The sequence below is a fragment of the Ruegeria sp. F11 genome (genome assembly GCF_056533855.1).
Map to the genome: position 1 here is coordinate 287,344 of NZ_JBQFOW010000001.1, position 20,473 is coordinate 307,816.

The following is a 20,473-nucleotide window of genomic DNA, read 5'->3' on the forward strand; positions in this document are numbered from 1 at the left end:
TCATCCACCTCTGCTGCTGTTTGCCGGGGCTCTGGCCGCGACGTCCTGAGTCAGCGACTGTGCCACCAGATCCGAGCCGAAGCCGTAGCGCGCCCACCCCAGACTGTCCAGCCTGACGGCGCGTGCTTCCTGTATTCGGCCCGATTGCCGGAGCGCCTCGGATTTCAGCAACAGTAGCGTGGCGAGGATGGATGCGTTCTCGGCCCGCGTCATCACGCCGATCGCCCGATCCAGATCAGGTAGCGCGCTGGGGCCGCCACCTTTCGCCAGCGCATAGGCTGCGGTCTGGGTGGTAACATGCGCCTGGTGTACCTCAGTTCCAGGTGTGGCACGCAAATATTGCAGGGCGATCTGAAATTGACGCTGTGCTTCCTCTGGGTCATCGAACTGCACCATGCGACCCATCAGATAGTGGGGATAGGCGCGGCGGTGGTCCGTCCAGCCCATCTGCTGACCGATCCTCGCTGCCTTTTTGACTGCCCGCATTTGCCGCGGAGAGCCCGGCCCGGCCCCAACCGATTTCTGGATTGCCTCGATCCATTCCCGTGGGGTTTCCGAGAACGGCTGCACCGGCAGGTTCTCTCCCCTCGGGTTCAACCGACGAAGGATGCCCGGGATGACAGCGGCAACCTCTTCTCGGGTCATGCCGGTCTGCAATTCGGGCGCATAGGCCGCGCGCAGGATCAACATGTCGAACCCGGTCAGAACGGTATGGATGTTGTCATCGTTGAACACTGAATCCGGCAGGTGATACAGGTCGTTCAGTGGCCCCAGCGCCTGCGCGATTTCCTCATGCAGGCAATCGCGCATTTCCTGCGGACTGACGTCATAGGGGATGAAGATGCCCAGCCGCTCGCGGCGGCGCAGCTCGGTCCAGCTGCTTTTGGCTTTGCGCCTGTCGCGGCGGTATTCTTCCAGGCTGGATGCGTTGGGAACGACAAAGCAGGCGGCGTTCGGCAGAACGCGATGGATTTGCTCCTGACTGACTGCCTCGACGGTGATGTTAGCCTGACCCTCGTCGATTTGGCGGATGTCGATCCCCGCTTCGCGCCGAATGCGGTTCAACAGGCGGGTCAGGTCCCGCTGCATGCTTGGGGTCGGTGTGCCGGTCAGGCGCAGAGTGACGGGCGTTTCAAAGCGGGTGAAAACGGGCAGGGGGGCTCCGCTTTCAAGTTCGAAATGCAGCGAAACGAAATCGGCGGCGATGTTCTTGTTCGACCGGGCCGGAGCGGTGGGATACGAGCGGGCGAAGCTCTTGGCGGGGGGCAGCGATATTTCGGCGACGTTCACGCGGGTCGGTAGCTCGATCCGGTCCACCTGTGTACAGGCCGACACCGCAGCCACCAGAAGGAATGCGCCCCACCGCTTCATGAGCGGTTGTACCGTATAAAGGGCGACTTCTTGCCGATCCGGTCGTACAATTGCCGGGCCGTGTGGTTGAAATCCTGCGTCAGCCAATAGACCGACGGCGCGCCCTGCCGGTCTGCCTCATCATAAACTGCCTGGATCAACGCCCGCCCGACGCCGGTTCCGCGCGCCTCGGGGCGGGCAAACAGGTCCTGCAGATAGCAGACGTTTTCCACCTTCCACGCGTGGCGGTGAAACAGGTAGTGGGTCAGCCCCACAAGCTGCCCGTTCAGGTCGGCCACGAAGCACGAAAAATCATGCGGATCATCGCCCAGCAGGCGCGAAAAGGTGGAATCGTAAATCTCATCCGGCACCGAAGTTTCGTAAAACGCCAGATAGTCCTGCCACATCTCGGCCCATGGCTCTCGGTCCTCGGGCCGCAGGGGGCGGATTGTCAAATTGTCGGCCAAAGGACGTCCTGCTCTGCTGTTGTGGTGCCGGGACCCGAGCGGTGGGCCATGCACAATGCTTGCATTCAGCCCGCCGTAAGGCAAGCCGTGATCCCCGCGCGCCGGTCAGGCCGTCGTTATCGCTTGGATCGTGCCATAAACGCCAGCCGCTCAAACAGGTGCACATCCTGTTCGTTCTTCAGTAATGCTCCATGCAGCTTGGGCAGTGCATTCGCTCCGTCGCGCTTGAGGTCCTCAGACGTCAGATCCTCGGCCAGCAGCAGTTTCAGCCAATCCAGAACTTCCGAGGTCGAGGGCTTTTTCTTCAACCCCTGCGTCTCGCGGATTTCATAGAACTGGGTCAGGGCGGTGGTCAGCAGCGCGTCTTTGATGCCGGGGTGGTGTACCTCGACGATCCGGCGCATCGTGGCCTCATCCGGAAAGCGGATATAGTGGAAGAAACAGCGGCGCAGGAACGCGTCGGGCAGTTCCTTTTCATTGTTCGAGGTTATGATGACGATGGGGCGGTGCTTGGCGCGAATCGTCTGACCGGTCTCGTAGACGTGGAACTCCATCTTATCGAGCTCTTGGAGTAGGTCGTTGGGAAATTCGATATCGGCCTTGTCGATCTCATCGATCAGCAGAACCACCTTTTCGTCTGCCTCGAACGCCTGCCACAGCTTGCCCTTGCGGATATAGTTCGACACATCATGCACGCGCTCCTCGCCCAACTGACTGTCGCGCAACCGGCTCACCGCGTCATATTCGTACAAGCCCTGCTGCGCGCGGGTGGTGGATTTGACGTTCCACTCGATCATCTTCAGGCTCAACGCCCCGGCCACCTGCCGCGCTAGTTCGGTCTTGCCGGTTCCGGGCTCGCCCTTGACCAACAGCGGACGCTCCAGCGTGACGGCTGCGTTCACGGCAATGGTCAGATCGTCGGTGGCGACATATTCGGCTGTGCCTTGAAAACGTGCGGTCATAGGCCCCTCGTGTGGATTCGCGTGATGTGCGGGCAGAATTGTGGTTTCCGGGTTACAGAGAGCCAGGGTTTTTGACAACCCGGGCCCCTGCGTCGTGTTTGATGAATTTTGCAGCGACTTCAATCCGTTTTGCTTGATTCGCTTGTGGCCGGGTGCCGCATGGGTTGTAGGGCGCCCAGAAATGGCCCGATAAAGTTCACAGAAAAACAAGGTTTTGTTTGTAAAAGTCTCATATTTAGACCGGTTCTTGTGACGGCGCGTTTGCGCTACGTTTGTGTAGTGACATTCCCACGCGCGTCGGATACATGCAGCGCAGAAGGGGGTGCCAAATGTCAGGTGAAACGACCGCAACCAACGACGTTTCTGGCCATACCGAGGGAGCAAAGATGAAGCAGGAAGTTTTTCTGCCGGAAGATTACCGCCCGGCCGAAGATGAACCGTTTATGAACGATCAACAGCTTGAGTATTTTCGCCGCAAGCTGCTGGATTGGAAAAATGAACTGTTAGCAGGCAGCCGCGACACGATCGAAGGGCTTCAGGACAATACCCGGAACATTCCCGATGTTGCAGATCGGGCCAGCGAAGAAACCGACCGGGCCCTGGAACTGCGCACACGGGATCGTCAGCGCAAGCTGGTTGCCAAGATTGACGCAGCCCTGCGCCGGATCGACGAAGGCGAATACGGGTACTGCGAAAAGACTGGCGATCCGATTTCTCTGAAACGTCTGGACGCACGGCCGATCGCAACCATGACGCTTGAAGCGCAAGAGCGTCACGAGCGCCGCGAAAAAGTCCACCGCGACGATTGATCGCTGGGAAACTTGGTAAAACGGAAACGCCGGGGCCTGTCGCTCTGGCGTTTTTGCGTTAAGGCGGTGCCATGAAGATCGACAGGCTGAAATTCTGTGTCGTCGGCGGCGGGATCGGTGGACTGGCGGCCGCGCTGGCATTGCGACAATCGGGCGCTAAAGTCACGGTGTTGGAGCAGGCCCCAGCCCTGATCGAGGTGGGCGCAGGGCTGCAGATCAGCGCCAACGGCATGTGCGTTCTGCGCGCGCTGGGTGTGGTCAAGGACATCCCCGAGGCGGGGCAGAGATCGCACGGCACCCTGTTGCGGGACTACCGCAAAGGCCGCCTGATCAGCCGTTTGCCTGCCCCATCTGCGGGTCCGACCTATTACTACCACCGCGCCGATCTGCTGGATCTGCTGCACACGGCGGCGCAACGGGCGGGTGTCGATATCCGTCTGGGTTCCCGCGTGACACAGGTGATCAAACACCCCGCCGAGGCTGAGGTGGTTATGGACGATGGCGAAAGGCTGCGCGCTGAATGCGCCATAGCGGCGGATGGCGGGCGTAGCATCATCCGGCCTATCCTGAATGGTCCCGAGACTCCGGAATTCACCCATCAGGTCGCCTGGCGCGCGACAATTCCTTGGGAACAGCGCGAACAAACCCCGAAAGCGACGCTGACAATGGGCCCGCACCGCCACGTTGTGACCTATCCCTTGCGCAACCAAAACCTGCTGAACATCGTGGCGATCGAAGAACGCTCGGATTGGCAGGAAGAAGGCTGGCGCCGCCCCGGCGACCCGGACGACTTGCGCGCGCGCTTCGCCGATTTCGGTGGGCCGGTACGGGACATTCTCGCCAAAGTGGACGAGGCGCATCTGTGGGCGCTATTCCTGCGCCCGGTCGCCGAAAAATGGCAAAACGGACGGCTGGCCCTGTTAGGCGATGCAGCCCATCCAACGCTGCCTTTCATGGCACAGGGGGCGTGTTTGGCACTTGAAGATGCGTGGATATTTGCGCGATCTTTCAAGGAACAATCAGGCGTAACCCGCGCGCTTGCCGCCTATGAGCAAACACGACGGCTGCGTGCACAAAAGGTCGTAGAGGCAGCTAACGCCAATGCCCGCAATTTCCACCTGACCGGGGCGGCTCGGCTGGCAGCTCAGACGGCGTTAACGGTGATCGGCCCGCGCCTGTCCCGACGCTATGAGTGGATTTATCGTTACGACGCGACCGTTTGAGCCCCTACAGATCCAGATCGACCCAGACCGGGACATGGTCCGAGGGTTTTTCATGCCCGCGCACCTCGGCGTCAATCCGGCAATCCCGCATCAGATCGGCAGCCTGCGGGGTCAGCAGGAAGTGGTCGATGCGAATACCGTCATTCTTGTTCCACGCCCCGGCCTGGTAATCCCAGAATGAGTAATGCCCGGGCCCCTGCGTGCGCGCCCGAAATGCCTCGGTATACCCGAGGTTCAGAATCTTGCGGAACGCAGTGCGGCTTTCCGGTCGGAACAACGCATCCTCGCGCCAGTCATCCGGGCGCTTCGCGTCTTCGGCTTGCGGAATGATGTTGTAGTCACCTGCCATAAGGGCCGGTTCCTCTGTCGACAAAAGATCACGAGCGCGATCATACAGACGCTCCATCCACGCCAACTTGTAATCATATTTTGGGCCGGGAACAGGATTGCCGTTGGGCAGATACAGCCCGCAAATACGCAGGGGCATTTTGCCAATGACGGTGGCCTCAATCCACCGTGCCTGTTCATCCTCCTCATCCCCCGGTAACCCGCGTGAGACGTCTTCTAAAGGCAGTTTGGACAGGATCGCCACGCCGTTGAAACTCTTCTGCCCGTGGGTTTCTACGTTGTAGCCGCGATCTTCAAATATCTCGCGCGGGAAGTTTTCATCGATCGACTTGATCTCTTGCAGCAACACGACGTCGGGCTGCGCATCGTCGAGCCAACGGGGCAGCGCCTCGACCCGCGCCTTGATGCCGTTGATATTGAACGTGGCGATTTTCATGCGCGGTCCTCCGTTGGCTTGTGGCAACCTATCGCTCATTCAAACCCCAGCGGCAAGTGTTGGGCGGATTTGCGAGGCTCTGCCTCGCGCTCCGGGATACTTTTAGACAGATGAAGAAACGGATCTTTAACCATTTTGAGTGAAGAAGATCAGGCGGTACAGGCGGGGACGCCGATGATCGCGACAGGTGAAGCTCTCCGACGGATTGGTCGGAGAGCGGATCCCTGCTTCATCTGTCCAAAAATATCCTGGGGGTGTGGGGGCAAAGCCCCCACTGGCGCTACATCGAAAAGGACGTGCCGCAGCCGCAGGAAGAGGTGGCGTTTGGATTCTCGATCACAAAACGCGCTCCGATCAGTTCCTGCGTGAAATCAATCACCGCGTTTTCCAGAAACGGCAGCGAGATTGAGTCGACGATGACTTTCTGGCCTTTGCCCTCAAGGATCAGGTCATCCTCTTTCGGGGTGTCCAGCGCGATTTCGTATTGAAAACCGGAACATCCACCGCCTTCCACCGCCACGCGCAGGGCTTGCCCTTGATCTGCTGCGCCAATCTCGGCCAGACGATCAAAGGCGCGTTCTGTGACTGTCGGGGGCAGATTCATGCCAGACTCCAAAGGTTTATTTCTGAACCACGGTACAATATATGAAACCTGACGACAGGCGACAAGGACAAGACGAGTGGAGCGAGCGGGTTTTGCCTCGGATCCGGGCCGCGCAAGGGGGCGGCTGGTGCCGGAAGAGGAGAGCAGTTTCCGGTCCTGCTTTCAGCGCGACAGGGACAGGATCATTCATGCCAGCGCCTTTCGGCGTCTCAAGCACAAGACGCAGGTTTTTGTCGAACATGAGGGCGACAGCTATCGCACCCGTCTGACCCATTCCATTGAAGTGGCGCAGGTCGCGCGGACCATTGCTGGGGCCTTGGGCCTGAACCCGGAACTGACTGAAGCTGTGGCATTGGCGCATGATCTAGGGCACACGCCGTTTGGTCATACGGGTGAGGACGCTCTGCATGCTTTGATGCAGCCGTATGGCGGTTTCGATCACAATGCGCAAGCGATCCGGATCGTCACGAAACTAGAAAGGCACTATGCGGAATTCGACGGCTGTAATCTGACATGGGAGTGCCTTGAAGGCATCGCCAAGCACAATGGCCCCGTGTTGGGGGAACTGCCCTGGGCGCTGGCCGAGTGCAATGGTGGCTTTGATCTGGAATTGCACACCCATGCCAGTGCCGAGGCGCAGGTGGCGGCGCTGTCGGATGACATAGCTTATAACAACCACGATTTGCTGGACGGGCTGCGGGCGGGGCTCTTTTCAGATGCCGAGATCGAGCAACTGCCCATCGTCGGCGACTGCTATGCCGAGGTGGATCGCAAATATCCCGGCCTTGATGCCTATCGGCGGCGGCACGAGGCGTTGCGCAGGGTGTTCGGCGTTATGGTGTCGGATGTCATTGATACGTCCCGAAACCTGATCGAGGCCTCCGGTGCTCAATCGGTCGAGGAGGTCCGTCATCTGGGCTACCCGGTCGTACAGTTCTCTGCCGGTCTTTGGGCGCAACTGAAAGAAATTCGCGCTTTTCTCTTTGCCCGAATGTACCGCGCGCCTGCGGTGATGCAGGTGCGGGCCGAGGTCAGCAAGGTCGTTCAGGAGCTATTCCCAATTTATCTGAGCGACCCAAGGCAAATGCCTGCGCGCTGGCATGCGGACATCGAAGCGGCCCAAGGCGAAACGGCGCTCGCCCGCATCGTGTCGGACTATATCGCGGGCATGACCGACAGGTTTGCATTGCAGGACCATGCCCGGCTGACCGGAGATCACTCGATCGCGATGTAGGCGATGGCCCAGACCTGCTGGCCTGCTTGTTCCTGCTTCAGGTCGGCGTCGTCCGTGGGTGGGAAGACAATCATCGTGGGACCATAGCCGCCGATGCCCATCGGCGCGCCGTCGGCATGGGTTGCTACGATGGGTTGGTGTGTCTCAATGCTCTGCCACGGAATTTCCGCCTGATAGCCGTCCATCGCCATGGGCAGCGCGGTTTTACCCTCGGCGCCGGCCATCTTCATCACTTCGGACAGCAGCGGGCCCGCGAAGGTATAGTCGCGCTGGTTGTCCGGCGGGCCATAGGGGATGGTGATCTCGACCTGCTCAAGCCCGTCCAGAATCGCGGCATCAAAACCGGCGGCCCCGTCATGGGTGACCTCAAGAAACCCAAGCAAACCGCCGTCATTTTCGCGGCGCGCGGGCAGGTTGGTTTCGTCAACCGCGCCGCCCAGCGTCAGGATCACATGGCCCTGCGGCGCGGGCATTTCGGCCCAGACAGAAGAGGCGGTCAGCAACAGGGTAAGGGGCAAGGCAAGGCGCATCATTGGGGGCTCCGGCGGTTGTATTGCAAATTCGACATTACCGGTCTGCGCGGCTGAACCAAGCTCAAACTTTAGGCGTCCATTGACCTTGGCGCTTTGCGTGGTAAACCGCCCGGCAAGCAGAAGGACATTCGAAATGAACCTGTTTTCCGAGATCCGCGCCCTTGTACTGGACGCGCTGGCAAAAATGCAGTCCGAAGGCACGCTGCCCGAGGGGTTGAGCTTTGACAATGTGGCGGTCGAACCTCCGCGCGATGCGGCGCATGGCGACATGGCGACCAACGCAGCGATGGTTTTGGCCAAGCCCGCCGGAATGAAGCCCCGCGACATTGCCGAAGCTCTGGCAGGTAAGCTGGCAGCGGATGACCGGATCACCAGCGCCGAGGTCGCAGGCCCCGGGTTTTTGAACCTGCGGTTGGCGCTGCCGGTCTGGCAGGGCATTGTGGGATCGGTTCTGGAAAAGGGCACGGATTACGGCAAGTCCGACATGGGAGCGGGCAAGACTGCGAATGTGGAATTTGTCTCGGCCAACCCAACCGGACCGCTGCATGTGGGCCATTGCCGGGGCGCGGTGTTTGGCGATGCGCTGGCGGGTCTGCTGGATTATGCCGGGTTCGACGTGACCCGGGAATACTGGGTCAATGATGGCGGCGGGCAGGTCGATGTGCTGGCGCGGTCGGCTTATGAACGCTACCGCGAGGCCAACGGGCTGGAATTCGAGGTCAAAGAGGGGCTGTACCCCGGCGATTACCTCGTGCCCGTCGGTGAGGCGCTGAAAGAGAAGTTCGGCGACAGCATGATCGACAAGCCCGAGGCCGACTGGCTTGTCACCTTCCGCGATTTCACCATTGACGAGATGATGCGGCAGATCCGCGAAGATCTGGGCTTGCTGGGGGTTCAGATGGATGTCTGGACGTCCGAGTGGTCGTATTATGACAGTGGCAAGATCGAAAAGACGCTGGAAGAGCTCAAAGGGATGGGGCTGGTCTATCGCGGCGTGCTGGAACCGCCCAAGGGCAAAGCCCCGCCCGAGGACTGGGAGCCGCGCGAACAGATGCTGTTCAAGGCGACCGAATATGGCGACGATGTCGACCGTCCGGTGCAGAAATCGGATGGCGGCTGGACCTATTTCGCGCCCGATCTGGCTTATCACTATGACAAGATCAAACGTGGTTTTGACGTCATCATCGACGTGTTCGGTGCCGATCACGGCGGCTATGTCAAACGGATGAAAGCGATCGTGGCGGCCTTGGACAGCGAAAAGCGGGTGTCCTTCGACATTAAGCTGACGCAGCTTGTGAAACTGTTCAAGAATGGTGAGCCGTTCAAGATGTCGAAACGGGCAGGGACGTTTATCACCCTGCGCGACGTGTTAGAGCAGGTTGGGCCTGACGTTACCCGTTTTGTCATGCTGACACGGCGCAATGATGCCTCGCTGGATTTCGATTTCGACAAGGTGCTGGAACAAAGCCGTGAGAACCCGGTGTTCTACGTGCAATACGCCCATGCCCGCGTCATGAGCGTGCTGCGCCGCGCGGCTGAGGCCGGGATTGACGCGCAGGATACGACCCTCGTCGCGTCTGACAGGGGCAAGATCGACCACCCGTCCGAACTGGCGGTTGCCAAGAAGCTGGCCGAATGGCCGCGTCTGGTCGAAATTGCCGCCCGCACCAATGAGCCGCACCGGGTTGCTTTCTACCTGTATGAACTCGCAGGCGATTTCCACGCGCTGTGGAACAAGGGCAATGATGAAACCCAGCTGCGTTTCATCCAGGATGGCGATGTTGCCACAAGCCAGTCAAAAATCGCATTGGCCCGGGCCGTTTCTGTTGTGATTTCAGCGGGCTTGGGTATTCTTGGCGTTACTCCGGCGCAGGAGATGCGGTAACAAATATCGCCCGAACCGCCGGTACGAGGTAGGCAAGAAATGACCCGCGCGCCCAATTTTACGGCGCGAAACGGGCGGTGAGGCGGATATGACGAGTTACGATTACTCGGGGCAGGAAAGCCCCGAGCACGCGCAGTACACGAATCAACCCCATGCGCAGGATGCGTATGAGTATCCCGAAGATATGCAGGACCACACCGCGCCTGCGCGGTCTTTTGGTCTGGGGCGTGCGGTCAATGTGCTGGGTGCGGTTGCCTCGGTGGCGCTGGTAGTCGGGGTTGGCGTTTGGGGCTATAAGCTGGTCATGAGGGATGTCAGCGGCGTTCCGGTTGTACGCGCGGCAGAGGGACCGATGCGTATTCAGCCCGAAAAGCCCGGCGGCACTCCTGCGGATCACCAGGGCCTTGCCGTGAATGCAGTGGCGGCTGAAGGTTCGGCTGCGGCCCCGGCAGATCGCCTGATCCTGGCACCGCGTCCGGTGTCCCTGACCGATGAGGACCTGCCCGCCGGTGAACTGAAGCCGACAAAAGCGGTGCATGTGATTGAAGAGCCGATCTCGAACCGTGAAGCGGCTGAGCTGCGACAGAACGCCGTTGACGCTCTGGTCGCGGAACTGGCCGGAGAGGCGGCGAAACAGGAACAGCCGCAGGACGAGGGCGTCCAAGTTGCCGCGCTGGCGTTGCCCGAAGAGGAACCTGCCATTGATCCCGCCGATCTGGCGGCCTCGCTGCCGGATCCGGAACTGGCGGCGCTGCCCGGTGTGCGGCGGTCTCTGCGGCCCCATACCCGCCCGGCCCGTAGCCTGCGCAGCGCGCCTGCCGAGGACGCAATCAATGCCGCCGTCAAAACGGCCGTGGGTCTGGATGTTGATCCCGACACCCTGAACAAGGGGACACGTCTGGCCCAGTTGGGCGCTTACGAAAGCGTGGATGTTGCCAAGTCCGAATGGGCGAGGCTGAACGGTCGGTTTGGCGAGTATATGGATGGAAAACAACGCGTTATCCAGAAAACCTCAAGTGGTGGGCGCACGTTCTACCGCCTGCGCGTGCTGGGCTTCGATGACCTGAGCGACTCGCGCCAGTTCTGCGCCGCGCTGGTGGCACAGGGGGCCGATTGCATCCCGGTGGCCGTTCGGTGAATTTCGGTGCGACGATCACCGATGCCGAAGGTCTGCGCCTGAGTGATGAGGAACGCGCCCTGTTCCGCCAGATGAACCCGTTCGGGTTCATTCTGTTTGCCCGCAATATCGACACTGCCGATCAGGTCCGTGCCCTGTGCGACGATTTCCGCGAGGCGGTTGGCCGCAATTGCCCCATCACCATTGATCAGGAGGGCGGGCGTGTGCAACGCCTGCGCGCTCCTTTGGCCCGCGAGTGGCTGCCCCCGCTTGATCACGCGGACCGCGCCGGGGATCAGGCCGAACGGGCCATGTATCTGCGTTATCGTCTGATTGCCCACGAACTGTTCGAACTAGGCATCGACAGCAATTGTGCCCCCACGGCTGACATGGCGTGGGCCGACACCCATGCTTTTCTCCGAAACCGCTGCTACGGCAGTGACGCGGACCAGATCGGAAAGATCGGGCGCGCGGTGGCCAAGGCCCATCTGGAGGGCGGGGTTTTGCCCGTTGTGAAGCACATGCCCGGCCACGGCCGTGCGACGCTGGACACCCATTTCGACCTGCCACGCGTTGACCTGTCGTTGGAAGAGCTGACTGAGACGGACTTTGCGCCGTTCCGCGCGCTGAACGATCTGCCCATGGGGATGACGGCGCATCTGGTGTTCGAACAGATCGACTCGACGCCGGCAACGATCTCAGCACCGATGATGCAGGTGATCCGCGAGGTGATCGGCTTCAAAGGCCTGATCATGACCGACGACATCTCGATGAAGGCGCTCAGCGGGTCCGCCGCGGACCTGTCGCGGCAGGCATTGCAAGCGGGGTGCGATGTTGTCCTGCACTGTAACGGAAGCTTTGCGGAACGCGCCGAAGTGCTGGAAGCCGCAGGTCAGATGTCGGACATGGCACAAACCCGCGCGGAGCGTGCGCTGGCCATGCGCAAAGCCCCGCAGGAACTTGACATCCAAGCCGCCGAGGCGGAACTATCTGCCCTAATGGGCGGGCAGGTATATGAACGATAACCTTTTCAGCGAAGACCCGGTCTCGGTCGCGGATCGTCTTGCGGCCGAAGCGCTGATCGTTGACGTCGACGGGTTCGAAGGCCCGCTGGACGTGCTGCTGACCCTGTCGCGGACGCAAAAGGTCGACCTGCGGAAAATCTCGGTTCTGGCGCTGGCACAGCAATATCTGGCCTTTGTCGAAAAGGCCCGCGCGCTGCGGATCGAACTGGCCGCCGATTATCTGGTCATGGCCGCCTGGCTGGCGTTTCTGAAATCCCGCCTGCTGCTGCCACCCGACCCAGATGATGAAGGCCCCTCGGGCGAAGAGCTGGCCGCGCATCTGGCGTTCCAGCTTGAACGTCTTCAGGCCATGCGGGACGTCGCCGCGCGGTTGATGGCGCGCGATCAGCTAGGTCGAGATTTCTTTAAACGCGGGCAGGGCGAAGATGTTACCCGCATCCGCACCGTGACCTATTCCGCGACGCTGCTGGACCTGATGCAGGGCTATGCGCGCATCCGCACCCGCGACGAATTCCGCCCCTTCGTCATGGACCGCGACGCCGTTTTTACCATGGAACAGGCGCTGGAACGGATGCGCCCTCTGATCGGGTTTGCCGGCGCTTGGACGGATATGGAGACCTATCTGCCCGACGGCTGGGATGCCGATCCGGTGCGCCGCAGGTCCGCCACGGCGGCGACCTTTGCGGCCTCGCTGGAACTGGTGAAGGAAGGACATATGGAGATCAAGCAGAGCGAGACTTTCGCTCCGATCCATCTGCGGAAAAGGACCGAAACCCGTGACTGACGCCCCCGAAGAGACCGGTACGCTGTTCGAAGCGCCCCCCTTGGCCGAACAGGAGCGCATGGTCGAAGCGGTGCTGTTCGCCAGCGCCGAACCTGTCACCGTGGCCGATCTTGAGGCCCGGATGCCCCATGGCAGCGACGCGGCGCAAGCGGTTGAATTGCTGCAAAAACGCTATGAAGGGCGCGGTGTGCGTGTGGTCCGTGTGGGTGAGGCTTGGGCGATCCGGACGGCACCGGATCTGGGCTTTCTGATGCAGAAGGAAACGGTCGAAACCCGCAAGCTGAGCCGCGCCGCCATCGAAACGCTGGCTATTGTCGCCTATCATCAGCCCTGCACCCGAGCCGAGATCGAGGAAATACGCGGCGTGTCCGTCTCGCGCGGCACCATCGACCAGTTGCTGGAAATGGAGTGGATCAGGCTGGGCCGCCGCCGCATGACGCCGGGTCGTCCGGTGACTTTCGTGGTGACGCCGCAGTTTCTGGATCACTTCGGGCTGGAAAATGCGCGCGACTTGCCGGGGCTCAAGGAATTGCGCGCCGCAGGGCTGCTGGAAAACCGTCCGCCCCCGGGGGCGATTCCGCTGGGCGAGGGCCGCGAAGATGAGGCAGACGAGGATCAGACGGAACTTTTCGAGGAAGAATAGCCAACTGGCCCTTTTTCCACCGCAAAGACCCCTTAAGTTGTGTCCCAGCAAACGGAGTTGAGCAATGAACGCAAACCGGATCATCGACATGATCGTGCGTCAGGTCATACGGCGGTTGGTGACACGTGGCGTGGACAAGGGCTTTGACATGGCCAGTCGGACGGGCAAACCGGGGCAAGCCCCGCGCGATCCGGAAGCCAAGCGTCAGGTGGCGGACAGTTCCAAGCGGCAAAAGCAGAACATGAAACAGGCGCAACGGATGACCCGACAGATGCGCCGGTTCATGAAGTTCTAACCCGCCTTGAAATGCTTCGACAGTTTCAGGCCTTGCCCCTGATAGTTCGACGCAATACCCGCGCCGTATAGCTGCGTGGGCATCTCGGCCATCCGTTCATAAACCAGCCGCCCAACAACCTGACCATGCTCCAGCACAAACGGTGCTTCGTGGCAGCGGACCTCAAGCACGCCGCGCGAGCCTGCACCACCGGCGGCGGCGTGGCCGAAACCGGGGTCGAAGAAACCTGCGTAGTGCACCCGGAACTCCCCGACCATTGCCAGATAGGGGGCCATTTCGGCGGCATACATTGGCGGGATATGAACCGCCTCGCGGCTGACGAGGATATAGAACGCGCCGGGGTCGAGGATGATGCGGCCATCATTGGTGCGCACCTCTTCCCAGTATTCCTGCGGGTCGTATTCGCCGATCCGGTCCAGGTCTATGACGCCGGTATGCGGCTTGGCGCGATAGCCGACCAGATCGGTGTCGGGCAGTTGCAGGTCGACCGAAAAGCCCAACCCGTCCTGAATCACCGCAGGCCCATCCACAAGGGGCGAGTCCATATGCAGCGCGGTCAGTTCCGCATCGGTCAGAACCGCCTGACCCTGACGGAACCGGATCTGGTTCAAACGCATGCCGGGGCGGACGAGGACCGAGAAGGAGCGCGGGCAAATCTCGGCGTACAAAGGCCCGGTGTAGCCTGCGGGAACGCGGTCAAATTCAGTGCCGCCATCGGTGATGGTGCGGGTCAGCAGGTCCAGCCGCCCGGTCGAGCTTTTGGCGTTGGCCACGGCGCTGACATCATCGGGCAGGGCCAACGATTCCATCAGCGGCACCAGATAGACGCAGCCTTTTTCCAGAACCGCGCCATCGGTGATGTCGATGCGGTGCATTTCGAACTCGGCCAGACGGTCGGCGACAGACCGGCTTTCGCCCGCAAGGAACGACGCGCGAACACGGTAAGCCACTGTTCCCAATCGTAAATCAAGGCTGGCGGGTTGAACTTGAGCCGGGATGATCTCGGGGCTGGCCGTGATCTCACCTCGCGCGATCATCGCCTCAAGCTGCTGGTTCGGGCATACGCCGGTCATTCCGATCCCCTCATGTGCCAGAGCGGGATCTGGCCTGTGTGCCATAAACGTCGGTGTGATTTGGTCGGGCTAGCAGGACTCGAACCTGCGACCTTCCGTCCCCCAGACGGACGCGCTACCAGGCTGCGCCATAGCCCGACGTTGGGCTGTTCATAAAGATTTTCCCGGCAGGGGCAAGAGGAAAACAATGCCTTTTTTCCTATCCGGCCACCTTGGTTTCCACCCGATCCAACCACGTGCGCAGGTCCCGCGCAATCGGTGCGATTCGGGCCAGAAGCGTATCGTCATACTCGTCGCGGTTCCAGGCCAGCGACGCGACACCACCCAGCAGCGGGGCGGTGTCCAGCTCCGGCTCTGCCGGCGCAGGGTCCGCAGATGCAGCGGCGGGGCTTGGGTGTTCTGGCGCGGCCTGTGGCGTCGAAGGTTCGTCCAGATCCATATGGATTTGCTCGGCCGTGGCGGGTTGTTTCGCGGCGAAGGGGACCACTGTGGCGTCAGCCTCGGCAGGTTCGTCCAGCGGCTGAGACAGGGCGGCAACATTGGCCACGCCCTGTTCGCGCAGGATGCGCTGCACGCCTTTGATGGTGATGCCATCCTCGTGCAGCAGCTTCTTGATGCCCCCCAGCAGGCGCATGTCGTTGGGCCGGTAATAACGCCGCCCACCGGCGCGCTTCACGGGTTTGACCTGACTGAACCGACTTTCCCAGAATCGCAGCACATGGGCCTGCACTCCCAGCCAGTCCGCAACCTCACTGATCGTGCGAAACGCGTCGGGGGACTTGCTCATCTCTGCGGGACCTCTGACTTACTTGCGGTTCCCGGCGGCGACGCGATCCTTCATCAGGTGCGACGGGCGGAAGGTCAGAACGCGGCGGGGTTGAATCGGAACCTCTTCGCCGGTTTTGGGGTTGCGGCCGATGCGGGCGGTTTTGTCCCGAACGCTGAACGTGCCGAAGGATGAAATCTTGACCTGCTCGCCGCGCACAAGCGCGTCGGACATGTGGTTCAGAACGCTTTCGACCAATTGCGCGCTTTCGTTGCGTGAGAGGCCTACCTCGCGAAAGACAGCCTCGCTCAGATCCATTCGGGTCAGTGTTTTGTCGCCCATGCCAATTCCCCTGTTGATAGGAAAGAATAGGGTCAGGGGAAATTCGCTGTCAATATCAATGAATTGCAGGCGGCTGTGTAAGCCGGATTGCGCCTGTTACCAGCGCAGCGCCACCGCGCCCCAGGCCAGACCGCCGCCGATGGCCTCGGTCACAATCAGATCGCCCTGCTTGATCTGCCCGCGTTCCTTGCCCACCGACAGGGCCAGAGGGATCGAGGCGGCAGAGGTATTGCCGTGATCCTGCACGGTGACCACCACGTTCTCCATCGGCAGGCCCATCTTCTTCGCGGTGCCCTGAATGATGCGGATATTGGCCTGATGCGGCACGACCCAGTCAACATCAGCGCTGCTGAGACCCGCGCGTTCCAAGGCGGTTTCAGCAGTTTTTGCAAGCTTTTCAACGGCATGACGGAAGACCTGATTGCCCTGCATCCGTAGGTGCCCGGTCGTATGAGTCGACACACCGCCGTCGACATAGAGCAGGTCCTTGTAGCGCCCGTCCGAATTCAGATCGGTTGCCAGAATGCCTCGGTCTGTAGGGGTGCCTGCACTCTCCTGCGCTTCAAGCACCAGCGCGCCCGCGCCGTCGCCGAACAGGACGCAAGTGGATCGGTCGGTCCAGTCCATGATTCGGGAAAACGTCTCGGCCCCGATCACCAGAACGCGTTTGGCCTGACCCGACAGGATCAGAGCATCGGCGTTGCTGAGTGCAAAGACGAATCCGGCGCACACGGCCTGAACGTCGAAAGCAAATCCATTGGTCATGCCCAACCGGGCCTGAACCATCGTCGCCGCAGACGGAAAGGTCAGATCGGCGGTCGAGGTGGCCAGGACGATGGCGTCGATATCATCCGCCGTCAGCCCCGCATCGGCCAGCGCCGCCTCGGCCGCGTGGGTTGCCAGATCCGACGTTGTTTGGCCATCTGCGGCAAAGTGGCGGCGTTCAATCCCCGAGCGGGTCCGAATCCATTCATCGGTTGTGTCCAGCGTCTTTTCGAACTCGGAATTCGGAACAACGCGTTCAGGCAAATAATGCCCGACACCTACAACAACTGAACGGCCTGCCATGTTGGGGTACTGCCTTTTTGTTATTTTTCGGTCTGCGGCGCAGATTGCGCGGCATCTTGGGCAAGCTGGGCCGTTGATGCAACCCGTGCCGCCAATTTTTCGGCAAATCCTGACTGGGCCAAGGTGAACGCCAGCTTGACCGCCGCGGACACGCCGGTCGCGTCCGCGCCGCCATGGGATTTGACCACGGTGCCGTTCAGGCCAAGGAAAACGCCGCCATTCACCCGGCGCGGGTCGATGCGTTTTTTCAGCCGGTTCAGCGACGTGATGGCCAGAACCGAAGCCAAACGGGACAGGGGCGAATACTTGAACGCTTGCCGCAGCAGATCGCCGATCAGGCTTGCGGTGCCTTCTCCGGTCTTGATCGCGACGTTGCCGGTGAACCCGTCAGTCACGATGACATCGGCCTTGTCGCCAGGAATGTCGCTTCCTTCGACAAAGCCTACAAAATCGAAATTCGCAGGGTCCGCGAAATCCGAGATCATGGCGTGGGCTTCTTTCAACTCCGCCCGGCCTTTGTGTTCCTCGGTGCCCACATTCAGCAGACCGATCCGGGGGCGGGTCAGCGCCATGCCGTTGCGCGCGTAAGACGCACCCATCAGAGCGTATTGCAACAGGTCCTTGGCATCGGCGCGCACATCCGCGCCGACATCCAGCATTACGTTGAACCCCTGCGGGTTCCGCGAGGGCCATAGAATGGCGATGGCAGGCCGGTTCACGCCCGGCAACTTGCGCAGTCGCATCATCGACAGCGCCATCAGCGCGCCGGTATTGCCGCAGGACACCGCGCCGTGTGCCTCGCCCTGACGCACGGCCTCAAGCGTGGACCACATCGAGGTCTGCTTGCCGTTGCGCACCACCTGACTGGGCTTGTCCTCCATCGTGACCACATCGCGGCAATCACGAAAAACGACGCGCCCATCAAGGACACGTCGTTTGGCGACAAGCTTGCGCAAGGTCTGTTCCGGACCGTGCAGCAGAAACCCGATATCGGGGTTCTTTTTGGCCGAATTCGCAATGCCTGCAACAACGACTGCGGGACCCGCGTCCCCACCCATAGCGTCTACCGAGATGGTGATCCGACCGGCGTGCGAGGGTTGTTCAGTCATGCCTTGGCCTGCGCTCGATCAGGCTTAGGCTGCGTCTTCGTCCAGATCGATTTCGTCGGCCTGTGCGACGACTTCGCGATCATCATAGTGGCCGCAGGATGCACAAACGTGGTGGGGGCGCTTCAGTTCACCGCAGTTGGGGCATTCGTTCGGGTTTGCAGCAACCAGAGCGTCGTGTGCGCGGCGGTTGTTGCGACGCGACTTGGAAACTTTGTTCTGTTGGACGGCCATGGTCTCAACCTTTGTCTGACTGGGGGCGGCAGATTCGCTGCCAGCCCGGGTTTCGTAGTTCGTTTTATCGTGGTTTGACGCGCGTTTAGGGGACGAGCCCCGCAATGTCCAACCCAAAATCCGATGAGCGCGCGAAAATACTGCGATTCTCGGTATGTTCAAGCGATTTTTCTGACCGCCTGCTATGACAGGAAATCAGCGCCCTGTCACTCGTCTTTTTTGAGCGCATCGCGCAATCCTGCCAACCCGGCAAAGGGCTTGGCGTCGTCGTCCGTCATCGCCTGTTTGCCCGGTTCGGTATAGTCGGCCTGACCGAGCTCCGCGCCATCCTTGCGCGGGTATTGGGGCAGGGCGAGGGACAGCGCCTCGGCCATCACCTGCGCGGGGTCGATCTCGGGACCCAAGGGCTCGGTCTCGTCGCCTTTGGGGATTTCGAACTCGTCTTCGTCCGGGTCGGTCCAGTCGGCCAGAAACAGGCGGGACACCGGGATGTCGATCCGGGTCGTGACCGGCTCCAGCGTAACGACGCAGGGCTGAATCACGGTTGCGCCCAGCTTGCCGGTCAACTCCCAGTCGCGTTTGCCCTGCGCGCGGACCTGACCCACAAAGCTGAGTTTGCGCAGGCCCAGCAGGTTAAGATCGTTTTTCAGCGCTTCCAGCGCCTGCGCGCCCGGGCGCAGGTCAAAGGGCGTGGGGGCGTTTTGCGGCAGATCGGCCACCCGAAGTGATGTGACGTTAGTCATCATAGAGTCTTTCCTGTGTTGAACCGTGGCAGCGGTTTCTGTAATCGGATAGAAGCCGTGACAGGCCAAGGCAAGAGGGTGCGTATGTTGAAGGTTGTAAACAGGTTTAAACCGGCTGCGAAATCGCTGGTCATTGTTGTGGGCCTGGGTATTGCCGGGGCTTGCTCGCCTGTCTTCCAGAATCACGGATATGTGCCACCTGCGGACCAGCTGGCCGAAATTCAGGTTGGCAAAGACACCCGCGATAGCGTGGCCGAGGCCATCGGCGCGCCCGGTGCGTCTGGCGTAGTCAAAGATTCCGGATACTATTATGTCCGCTCGCGGGTTCGCCACTACGGCCCCAAACGGCCCGAGGTTGTCTCGCGCGAGCTGGTGGCTATCAGTTTCGACCAGCGCGGCGTTGTCCGTAATATCGAACGTTTCGGCCTTGAGGATGGCCTTGTCATTCCGCTGGAACGCCGCGTGACCGAGTCGAGTGTTCAGGACAAAGGCTTCCTGCGGCAGTTGCTGGGTAACATCGGTAACTTCAACCCAGCCAATATTCCGGGTGCCAACTAAAACAGGCCGGTCCCTTGCTTAGGTCACATGGCGGTCACATGTCATGTGTTACCCAAACAACAAGGACGACAACAGGTCAGCAACCGTGGAGGATGCGACCATGACAACGGCAGTTTTGTTGAGCAAAGGGCGCTATCGCGCCCGTCTGGCCCAGTCGACCGCGGATGTCGCGGCGGCCCAACGCCTGCGGACGCTGGCCTTTGGCACCCGTCAGGTCGATCAGGACGGTCTTGACGCTGCGTGCGCCCATGTGCTGGTCGAGGATATGCGGTCAGCCGGGCAAATGGTCTGCTGCTTTCGTATGCTGGTGATGGAACATGGGGCTGAGATCGGGCGCAGCTATTCCGCACAGTTTTATGATCTGTCGTCCCTCAAGGGTTTCAGCGGACGGATGGTGGAGATGGGCCGGTTCTGCATCCATCCGGACTGGACTGACCCTGATATTCTGCGTGTCGCGTGGGGCGCGATGACGGCCTATGTGGATCAGAACGAGGTCGAGATGCTGTTTGGCTGTTCTTCTTTCGCGGGAACCGAGACCGGGCAGTATCTGGACGCGTTCGCCATGCTCAAGCACCGGCATCTGGGGCCCAAGCGCTGGTTGCCGCGGGTCAAGGCACCGGATGTGTTCCGGTTCGCGGCCCGTCTGCGGCGCAGGCCGGACGCAAAGAAGGCGATGCTGAGGATGCCTCCGCTTCTGCGCACCTATCTGATGATGGGCGGCTGGGTCAGTGATCACGCGGTGGTGGATCGGCACATGAACACGCTGCATGTGTTCACCGGGCTTGAGATTGGAGCGATACCCCCGGCACGGAAGCGTTTGCTACGGGCGGTGGCCGGGTAATTCCGTATTTTTGACGAGAAGAAGGTG

24 protein-coding genes and 1 tRNA gene are annotated in these 20,473 nt (G+C 60.9%); 11 read left to right on the plus strand and 14 right to left on the minus strand.

The genetic code is table 11. The features are described 5' to 3' along the window. The 3 genes from ACR0NJ_RS01435 to ACR0NJ_RS01445 form a co-directional block, all read right to left on the minus strand. The gene (locus ACR0NJ_RS01435; protein WP_480815349.1) at window positions 1–1,371 is read right to left on the minus strand and encodes a DUF2927 domain-containing protein; all 1,371 of its coding nucleotides are present in this window, start codon (window positions 1,369–1,371) and stop codon (window positions 1–3) included. Beyond that, window positions 1,368–1,817: an N-acetyltransferase family protein gene (locus ACR0NJ_RS01440; RefSeq protein ID WP_480815350.1), complete on the minus strand. Its 450-nt coding sequence runs from the start codon at window positions 1,815–1,817 to the stop codon at window positions 1,368–1,370. The genes ACR0NJ_RS01435 and ACR0NJ_RS01440 overlap by 4 nt, the downstream gene beginning before the upstream one ends. A gap of 116 nt (window positions 1,818–1,933) precedes the next feature. Beyond that, a complete protein-coding gene (locus ACR0NJ_RS01445; protein ID WP_480815351.1) occupies window positions 1,934–2,779 on the minus strand; it encodes an AAA family ATPase in 846 nt (281 codons plus the stop codon). Between the two features lie 386 nt (window positions 2,780–3,165). Between ACR0NJ_RS01445 and dksA the strand changes: the two genes are divergently transcribed. Further along, window positions 3,166–3,588 carry an RNA polymerase-binding protein DksA gene (dksA, locus tag ACR0NJ_RS01450; RefSeq protein WP_480815352.1) on the plus strand — a complete coding sequence of 141 codons (423 nt, stop codon included), beginning with the start codon at window positions 3,166–3,168 and terminating at the stop codon, window positions 3,586–3,588. A 71-nt stretch (window positions 3,589–3,659) separates the two neighbouring features. After that, window positions 3,660–4,811 (plus strand): FAD-dependent monooxygenase, encoded by a 1,152-nt coding sequence (locus ACR0NJ_RS01455; RefSeq protein WP_480815353.1) that lies wholly within the window; start codon window positions 3,660–3,662, stop codon window positions 4,809–4,811. A gap of 4 nt (window positions 4,812–4,815) precedes the next feature. On the opposite strand, the gene xth is transcribed toward ACR0NJ_RS01455, so the two are convergent. Together xth and ACR0NJ_RS01465 are read right to left on the minus strand one after the other, a co-directional pair. Next, window positions 4,816–5,595, minus strand: coding sequence for an exodeoxyribonuclease III (gene xth, locus ACR0NJ_RS01460; RefSeq protein WP_480815354.1), 780 nt, complete (start codon window positions 5,593–5,595; stop codon window positions 4,816–4,818). Between the two features lie 280 nt (window positions 5,596–5,875). Beyond that, window positions 5,876–6,199 carry a HesB/IscA family protein gene (locus tag ACR0NJ_RS01465; protein ID WP_480613884.1) on the minus strand — a complete coding sequence of 108 codons (324 nt, stop codon included), beginning with the start codon at window positions 6,197–6,199 and terminating at the stop codon, window positions 5,876–5,878. Between the two features lie 76 nt (window positions 6,200–6,275). Between ACR0NJ_RS01465 and ACR0NJ_RS01470 the strand changes: the two genes are divergently transcribed. After that, entirely contained in the window at window positions 6,276–7,433 is a 1,158-nt protein-coding gene (locus ACR0NJ_RS01470; protein ID WP_480815355.1) for a deoxyguanosinetriphosphate triphosphohydrolase, read from the plus strand. Here the strand turns inward: ACR0NJ_RS01470 and ACR0NJ_RS01475 are convergent. Continuing rightward, window positions 7,415–7,966: a putative pterin-binding protein gene (locus ACR0NJ_RS01475; RefSeq protein WP_480815356.1), complete on the minus strand. Its 552-nt coding sequence runs from the start codon at window positions 7,964–7,966 to the stop codon at window positions 7,415–7,417. The two genes, ACR0NJ_RS01470 and ACR0NJ_RS01475, sit on opposite strands and share 19 nt — an antisense overlap. Window positions 7,967–8,099: 133 nt before the next feature. On the opposite strand from ACR0NJ_RS01475, the gene argS reads away from it, so the two are divergent. The 6 genes from argS to ACR0NJ_RS01505 all read left to right on the plus strand — a co-directional run bounded on the left by argS (window position 8,100) and on the right by ACR0NJ_RS01505 (window position 13,715). Then, the gene (gene argS, locus ACR0NJ_RS01480) at window positions 8,100–9,851 is read left to right on the plus strand and encodes an arginine--tRNA ligase (protein WP_480815357.1); all 1,752 of its coding nucleotides are present in this window, start codon (window positions 8,100–8,102) and stop codon (window positions 9,849–9,851) included. 88 nt (window positions 9,852–9,939) lie between these two features. Continuing rightward, entirely contained in the window at window positions 9,940–10,989 is a 1,050-nt protein-coding gene (locus ACR0NJ_RS01485; RefSeq protein WP_480815358.1) for an SPOR domain-containing protein, read from the plus strand. Continuing rightward, on the plus strand, window positions 10,986–11,993 hold the full coding sequence (nagZ, locus tag ACR0NJ_RS01490) for a beta-N-acetylhexosaminidase (protein WP_480815359.1): 1,008 nt from the start codon (window positions 10,986–10,988) through the stop codon (window positions 11,991–11,993). The genes ACR0NJ_RS01485 and nagZ overlap by 4 nt, the downstream gene beginning before the upstream one ends. Beyond that, a complete protein-coding gene (locus tag ACR0NJ_RS01495; RefSeq protein ID WP_480815360.1) occupies window positions 11,983–12,777 on the plus strand; it encodes a segregation and condensation protein A in 795 nt (264 codons plus the stop codon). Before nagZ ends, ACR0NJ_RS01495 begins: the two co-directional genes overlap by 11 nt. Further along, complete coding sequence (gene scpB, locus ACR0NJ_RS01500; protein ID WP_480815361.1) at window positions 12,770–13,420, plus strand: SMC-Scp complex subunit ScpB; 651 nt, start codon at window positions 12,770–12,772, stop codon at window positions 13,418–13,420. Before ACR0NJ_RS01495 ends, scpB begins: the two co-directional genes overlap by 8 nt. Before the next feature lie 64 nt (window positions 13,421–13,484). Next, entirely contained in the window at window positions 13,485–13,715 is a 231-nt protein-coding gene (locus ACR0NJ_RS01505; protein WP_480815362.1) for a hypothetical protein, read from the plus strand. On the opposite strand, the gene ACR0NJ_RS01510 is transcribed toward ACR0NJ_RS01505, so the two are convergent. The 8 genes from ACR0NJ_RS01510 to ACR0NJ_RS01545 form a co-directional block, all read right to left on the minus strand. Beyond that, window positions 13,712–14,788, minus strand: coding sequence for a 2'-deoxycytidine 5'-triphosphate deaminase (locus tag ACR0NJ_RS01510; RefSeq protein ID WP_480815363.1), 1,077 nt, complete (start codon window positions 14,786–14,788; stop codon window positions 13,712–13,714). The two genes, ACR0NJ_RS01505 and ACR0NJ_RS01510, sit on opposite strands and share 4 nt — an antisense overlap. Before the next feature lie 61 nt (window positions 14,789–14,849). Further along, window positions 14,850–14,926 (minus strand) — tRNA-Pro (locus ACR0NJ_RS01515). A gap of 61 nt (window positions 14,927–14,987) precedes the next feature. Next, window positions 14,988–15,575 carry a MerR family transcriptional regulator gene (locus ACR0NJ_RS01520; RefSeq protein WP_480815364.1) on the minus strand — a complete coding sequence of 196 codons (588 nt, stop codon included), beginning with the start codon at window positions 15,573–15,575 and terminating at the stop codon, window positions 14,988–14,990. Between the two features lie 18 nt (window positions 15,576–15,593). After that, a complete protein-coding gene (gene ihfA, locus ACR0NJ_RS01525; protein WP_008755922.1) occupies window positions 15,594–15,896 on the minus strand; it encodes an integration host factor subunit alpha in 303 nt (100 codons plus the stop codon). Window positions 15,897–15,992: 96 nt separating this feature from the next. After that, window positions 15,993–16,964 carry a beta-ketoacyl-ACP synthase III gene (locus ACR0NJ_RS01530; protein ID WP_480815365.1) on the minus strand — a complete coding sequence of 324 codons (972 nt, stop codon included), beginning with the start codon at window positions 16,962–16,964 and terminating at the stop codon, window positions 15,993–15,995. Window positions 16,965–16,984: 20 nt separating this feature from the next. Continuing rightward, window positions 16,985–18,073, minus strand: a complete 1,089-nt coding sequence (plsX, locus tag ACR0NJ_RS01535) for a phosphate acyltransferase PlsX (RefSeq protein ID WP_480815366.1) — start codon at window positions 18,071–18,073, stop codon at window positions 16,985–16,987. Window positions 18,074–18,097: 24 nt separating this feature from the next. Further along, the gene (gene rpmF / locus ACR0NJ_RS01540) at window positions 18,098–18,304 is read right to left on the minus strand and encodes a 50S ribosomal protein L32 (RefSeq protein ID WP_008756996.1); all 207 of its coding nucleotides are present in this window, start codon (window positions 18,302–18,304) and stop codon (window positions 18,098–18,100) included. A 206-nt stretch (window positions 18,305–18,510) separates the two neighbouring features. Then, window positions 18,511–19,047 (minus strand): YceD family protein, encoded by a 537-nt coding sequence (locus tag ACR0NJ_RS01545; protein WP_480815546.1) that lies wholly within the window; start codon window positions 19,045–19,047, stop codon window positions 18,511–18,513. A gap of 84 nt (window positions 19,048–19,131) precedes the next feature. Here ACR0NJ_RS01545 and ACR0NJ_RS01550 point away from each other — a divergent pair, with 84 nt between their 5' ends. Beyond that, window positions 19,132–19,605, plus strand: coding sequence for an outer membrane protein assembly factor BamE (locus ACR0NJ_RS01550; RefSeq protein WP_480815367.1), 474 nt, complete (start codon window positions 19,132–19,134; stop codon window positions 19,603–19,605). Window positions 19,606–19,705: 100 nt separating this feature from the next. Next, complete coding sequence (locus tag ACR0NJ_RS01555; RefSeq protein WP_480815368.1) at window positions 19,706–20,446, plus strand: GNAT family N-acetyltransferase; 741 nt, start codon at window positions 19,706–19,708, stop codon at window positions 20,444–20,446. The last annotated feature ends 27 nt before the right edge of the window (window positions 20,447–20,473 follow it).

Coding starts and splice junctions, on each gene's coding strand:
- ACR0NJ_RS01435 (WP_480815349.1), bottom strand. CDS start 1,371: ATGAAGCGGTGGGGCGCATTCCTTCTGGTGGCTGCGGTGTCGGCCTGT.
- ACR0NJ_RS01445 (WP_480815351.1), bottom strand. CDS start 2,779: ATGACCGCACGTTTTCAAGGCACAGCCGAATATGTCGCCACCGACGAT.
- dksA (WP_480815352.1), top strand. CDS start 3,166: ATGAAGCAGGAAGTTTTTCTGCCGGAAGATTACCGCCCGGCCGAAGAT.
- ACR0NJ_RS01455 (WP_480815353.1), top strand. CDS start 3,660: ATGAAGATCGACAGGCTGAAATTCTGTGTCGTCGGCGGCGGGATCGGT.
- xth (WP_480815354.1), bottom strand. CDS start 5,595: ATGAAAATCGCCACGTTCAATATCAACGGCATCAAGGCGCGGGTCGAG.
- ACR0NJ_RS01465 (WP_480613884.1), bottom strand. CDS start 6,199: ATGAATCTGCCCCCGACAGTCACAGAACGCGCCTTTGATCGTCTGGCC.
- ACR0NJ_RS01475 (WP_480815356.1), bottom strand. CDS start 7,966: ATGATGCGCCTTGCCTTGCCCCTTACCCTGTTGCTGACCGCCTCTTCT.
- argS (WP_480815357.1), top strand. CDS start 8,100: ATGAACCTGTTTTCCGAGATCCGCGCCCTTGTACTGGACGCGCTGGCA.
- ACR0NJ_RS01485 (WP_480815358.1), top strand. CDS start 9,940: ATGACGAGTTACGATTACTCGGGGCAGGAAAGCCCCGAGCACGCGCAG.
- ACR0NJ_RS01495 (WP_480815360.1), top strand. CDS start 11,983: ATGAACGATAACCTTTTCAGCGAAGACCCGGTCTCGGTCGCGGATCGT.
- ACR0NJ_RS01505 (WP_480815362.1), top strand. CDS start 13,485: ATGAACGCAAACCGGATCATCGACATGATCGTGCGTCAGGTCATACGG.
- ACR0NJ_RS01510 (WP_480815363.1), bottom strand. CDS start 14,788: ATGACCGGCGTATGCCCGAACCAGCAGCTTGAGGCGATGATCGCGCGA.
- ACR0NJ_RS01520 (WP_480815364.1), bottom strand. CDS start 15,575: ATGAGCAAGTCCCCCGACGCGTTTCGCACGATCAGTGAGGTTGCGGAC.
- ihfA (WP_008755922.1), bottom strand. CDS start 15,896: ATGGGCGACAAAACACTGACCCGAATGGATCTGAGCGAGGCTGTCTTT.
- ACR0NJ_RS01530 (WP_480815365.1), bottom strand. CDS start 16,964: ATGGCAGGCCGTTCAGTTGTTGTAGGTGTCGGGCATTATTTGCCTGAA.
- plsX (WP_480815366.1), bottom strand. CDS start 18,073: ATGACTGAACAACCCTCGCACGCCGGTCGGATCACCATCTCGGTAGAC.
- rpmF (WP_008756996.1), bottom strand. CDS start 18,304: ATGGCCGTCCAACAGAACAAAGTTTCCAAGTCGCGTCGCAACAACCGC.
- ACR0NJ_RS01545 (WP_480815546.1), bottom strand. CDS start 19,047: ATGACTAACGTCACATCACTTCGGGTGGCCGATCTGCCGCAAAACGCC.
- ACR0NJ_RS01550 (WP_480815367.1), top strand. CDS start 19,132: ATGTTGAAGGTTGTAAACAGGTTTAAACCGGCTGCGAAATCGCTGGTC.
- ACR0NJ_RS01555 (WP_480815368.1), top strand. CDS start 19,706: ATGACAACGGCAGTTTTGTTGAGCAAAGGGCGCTATCGCGCCCGTCTG.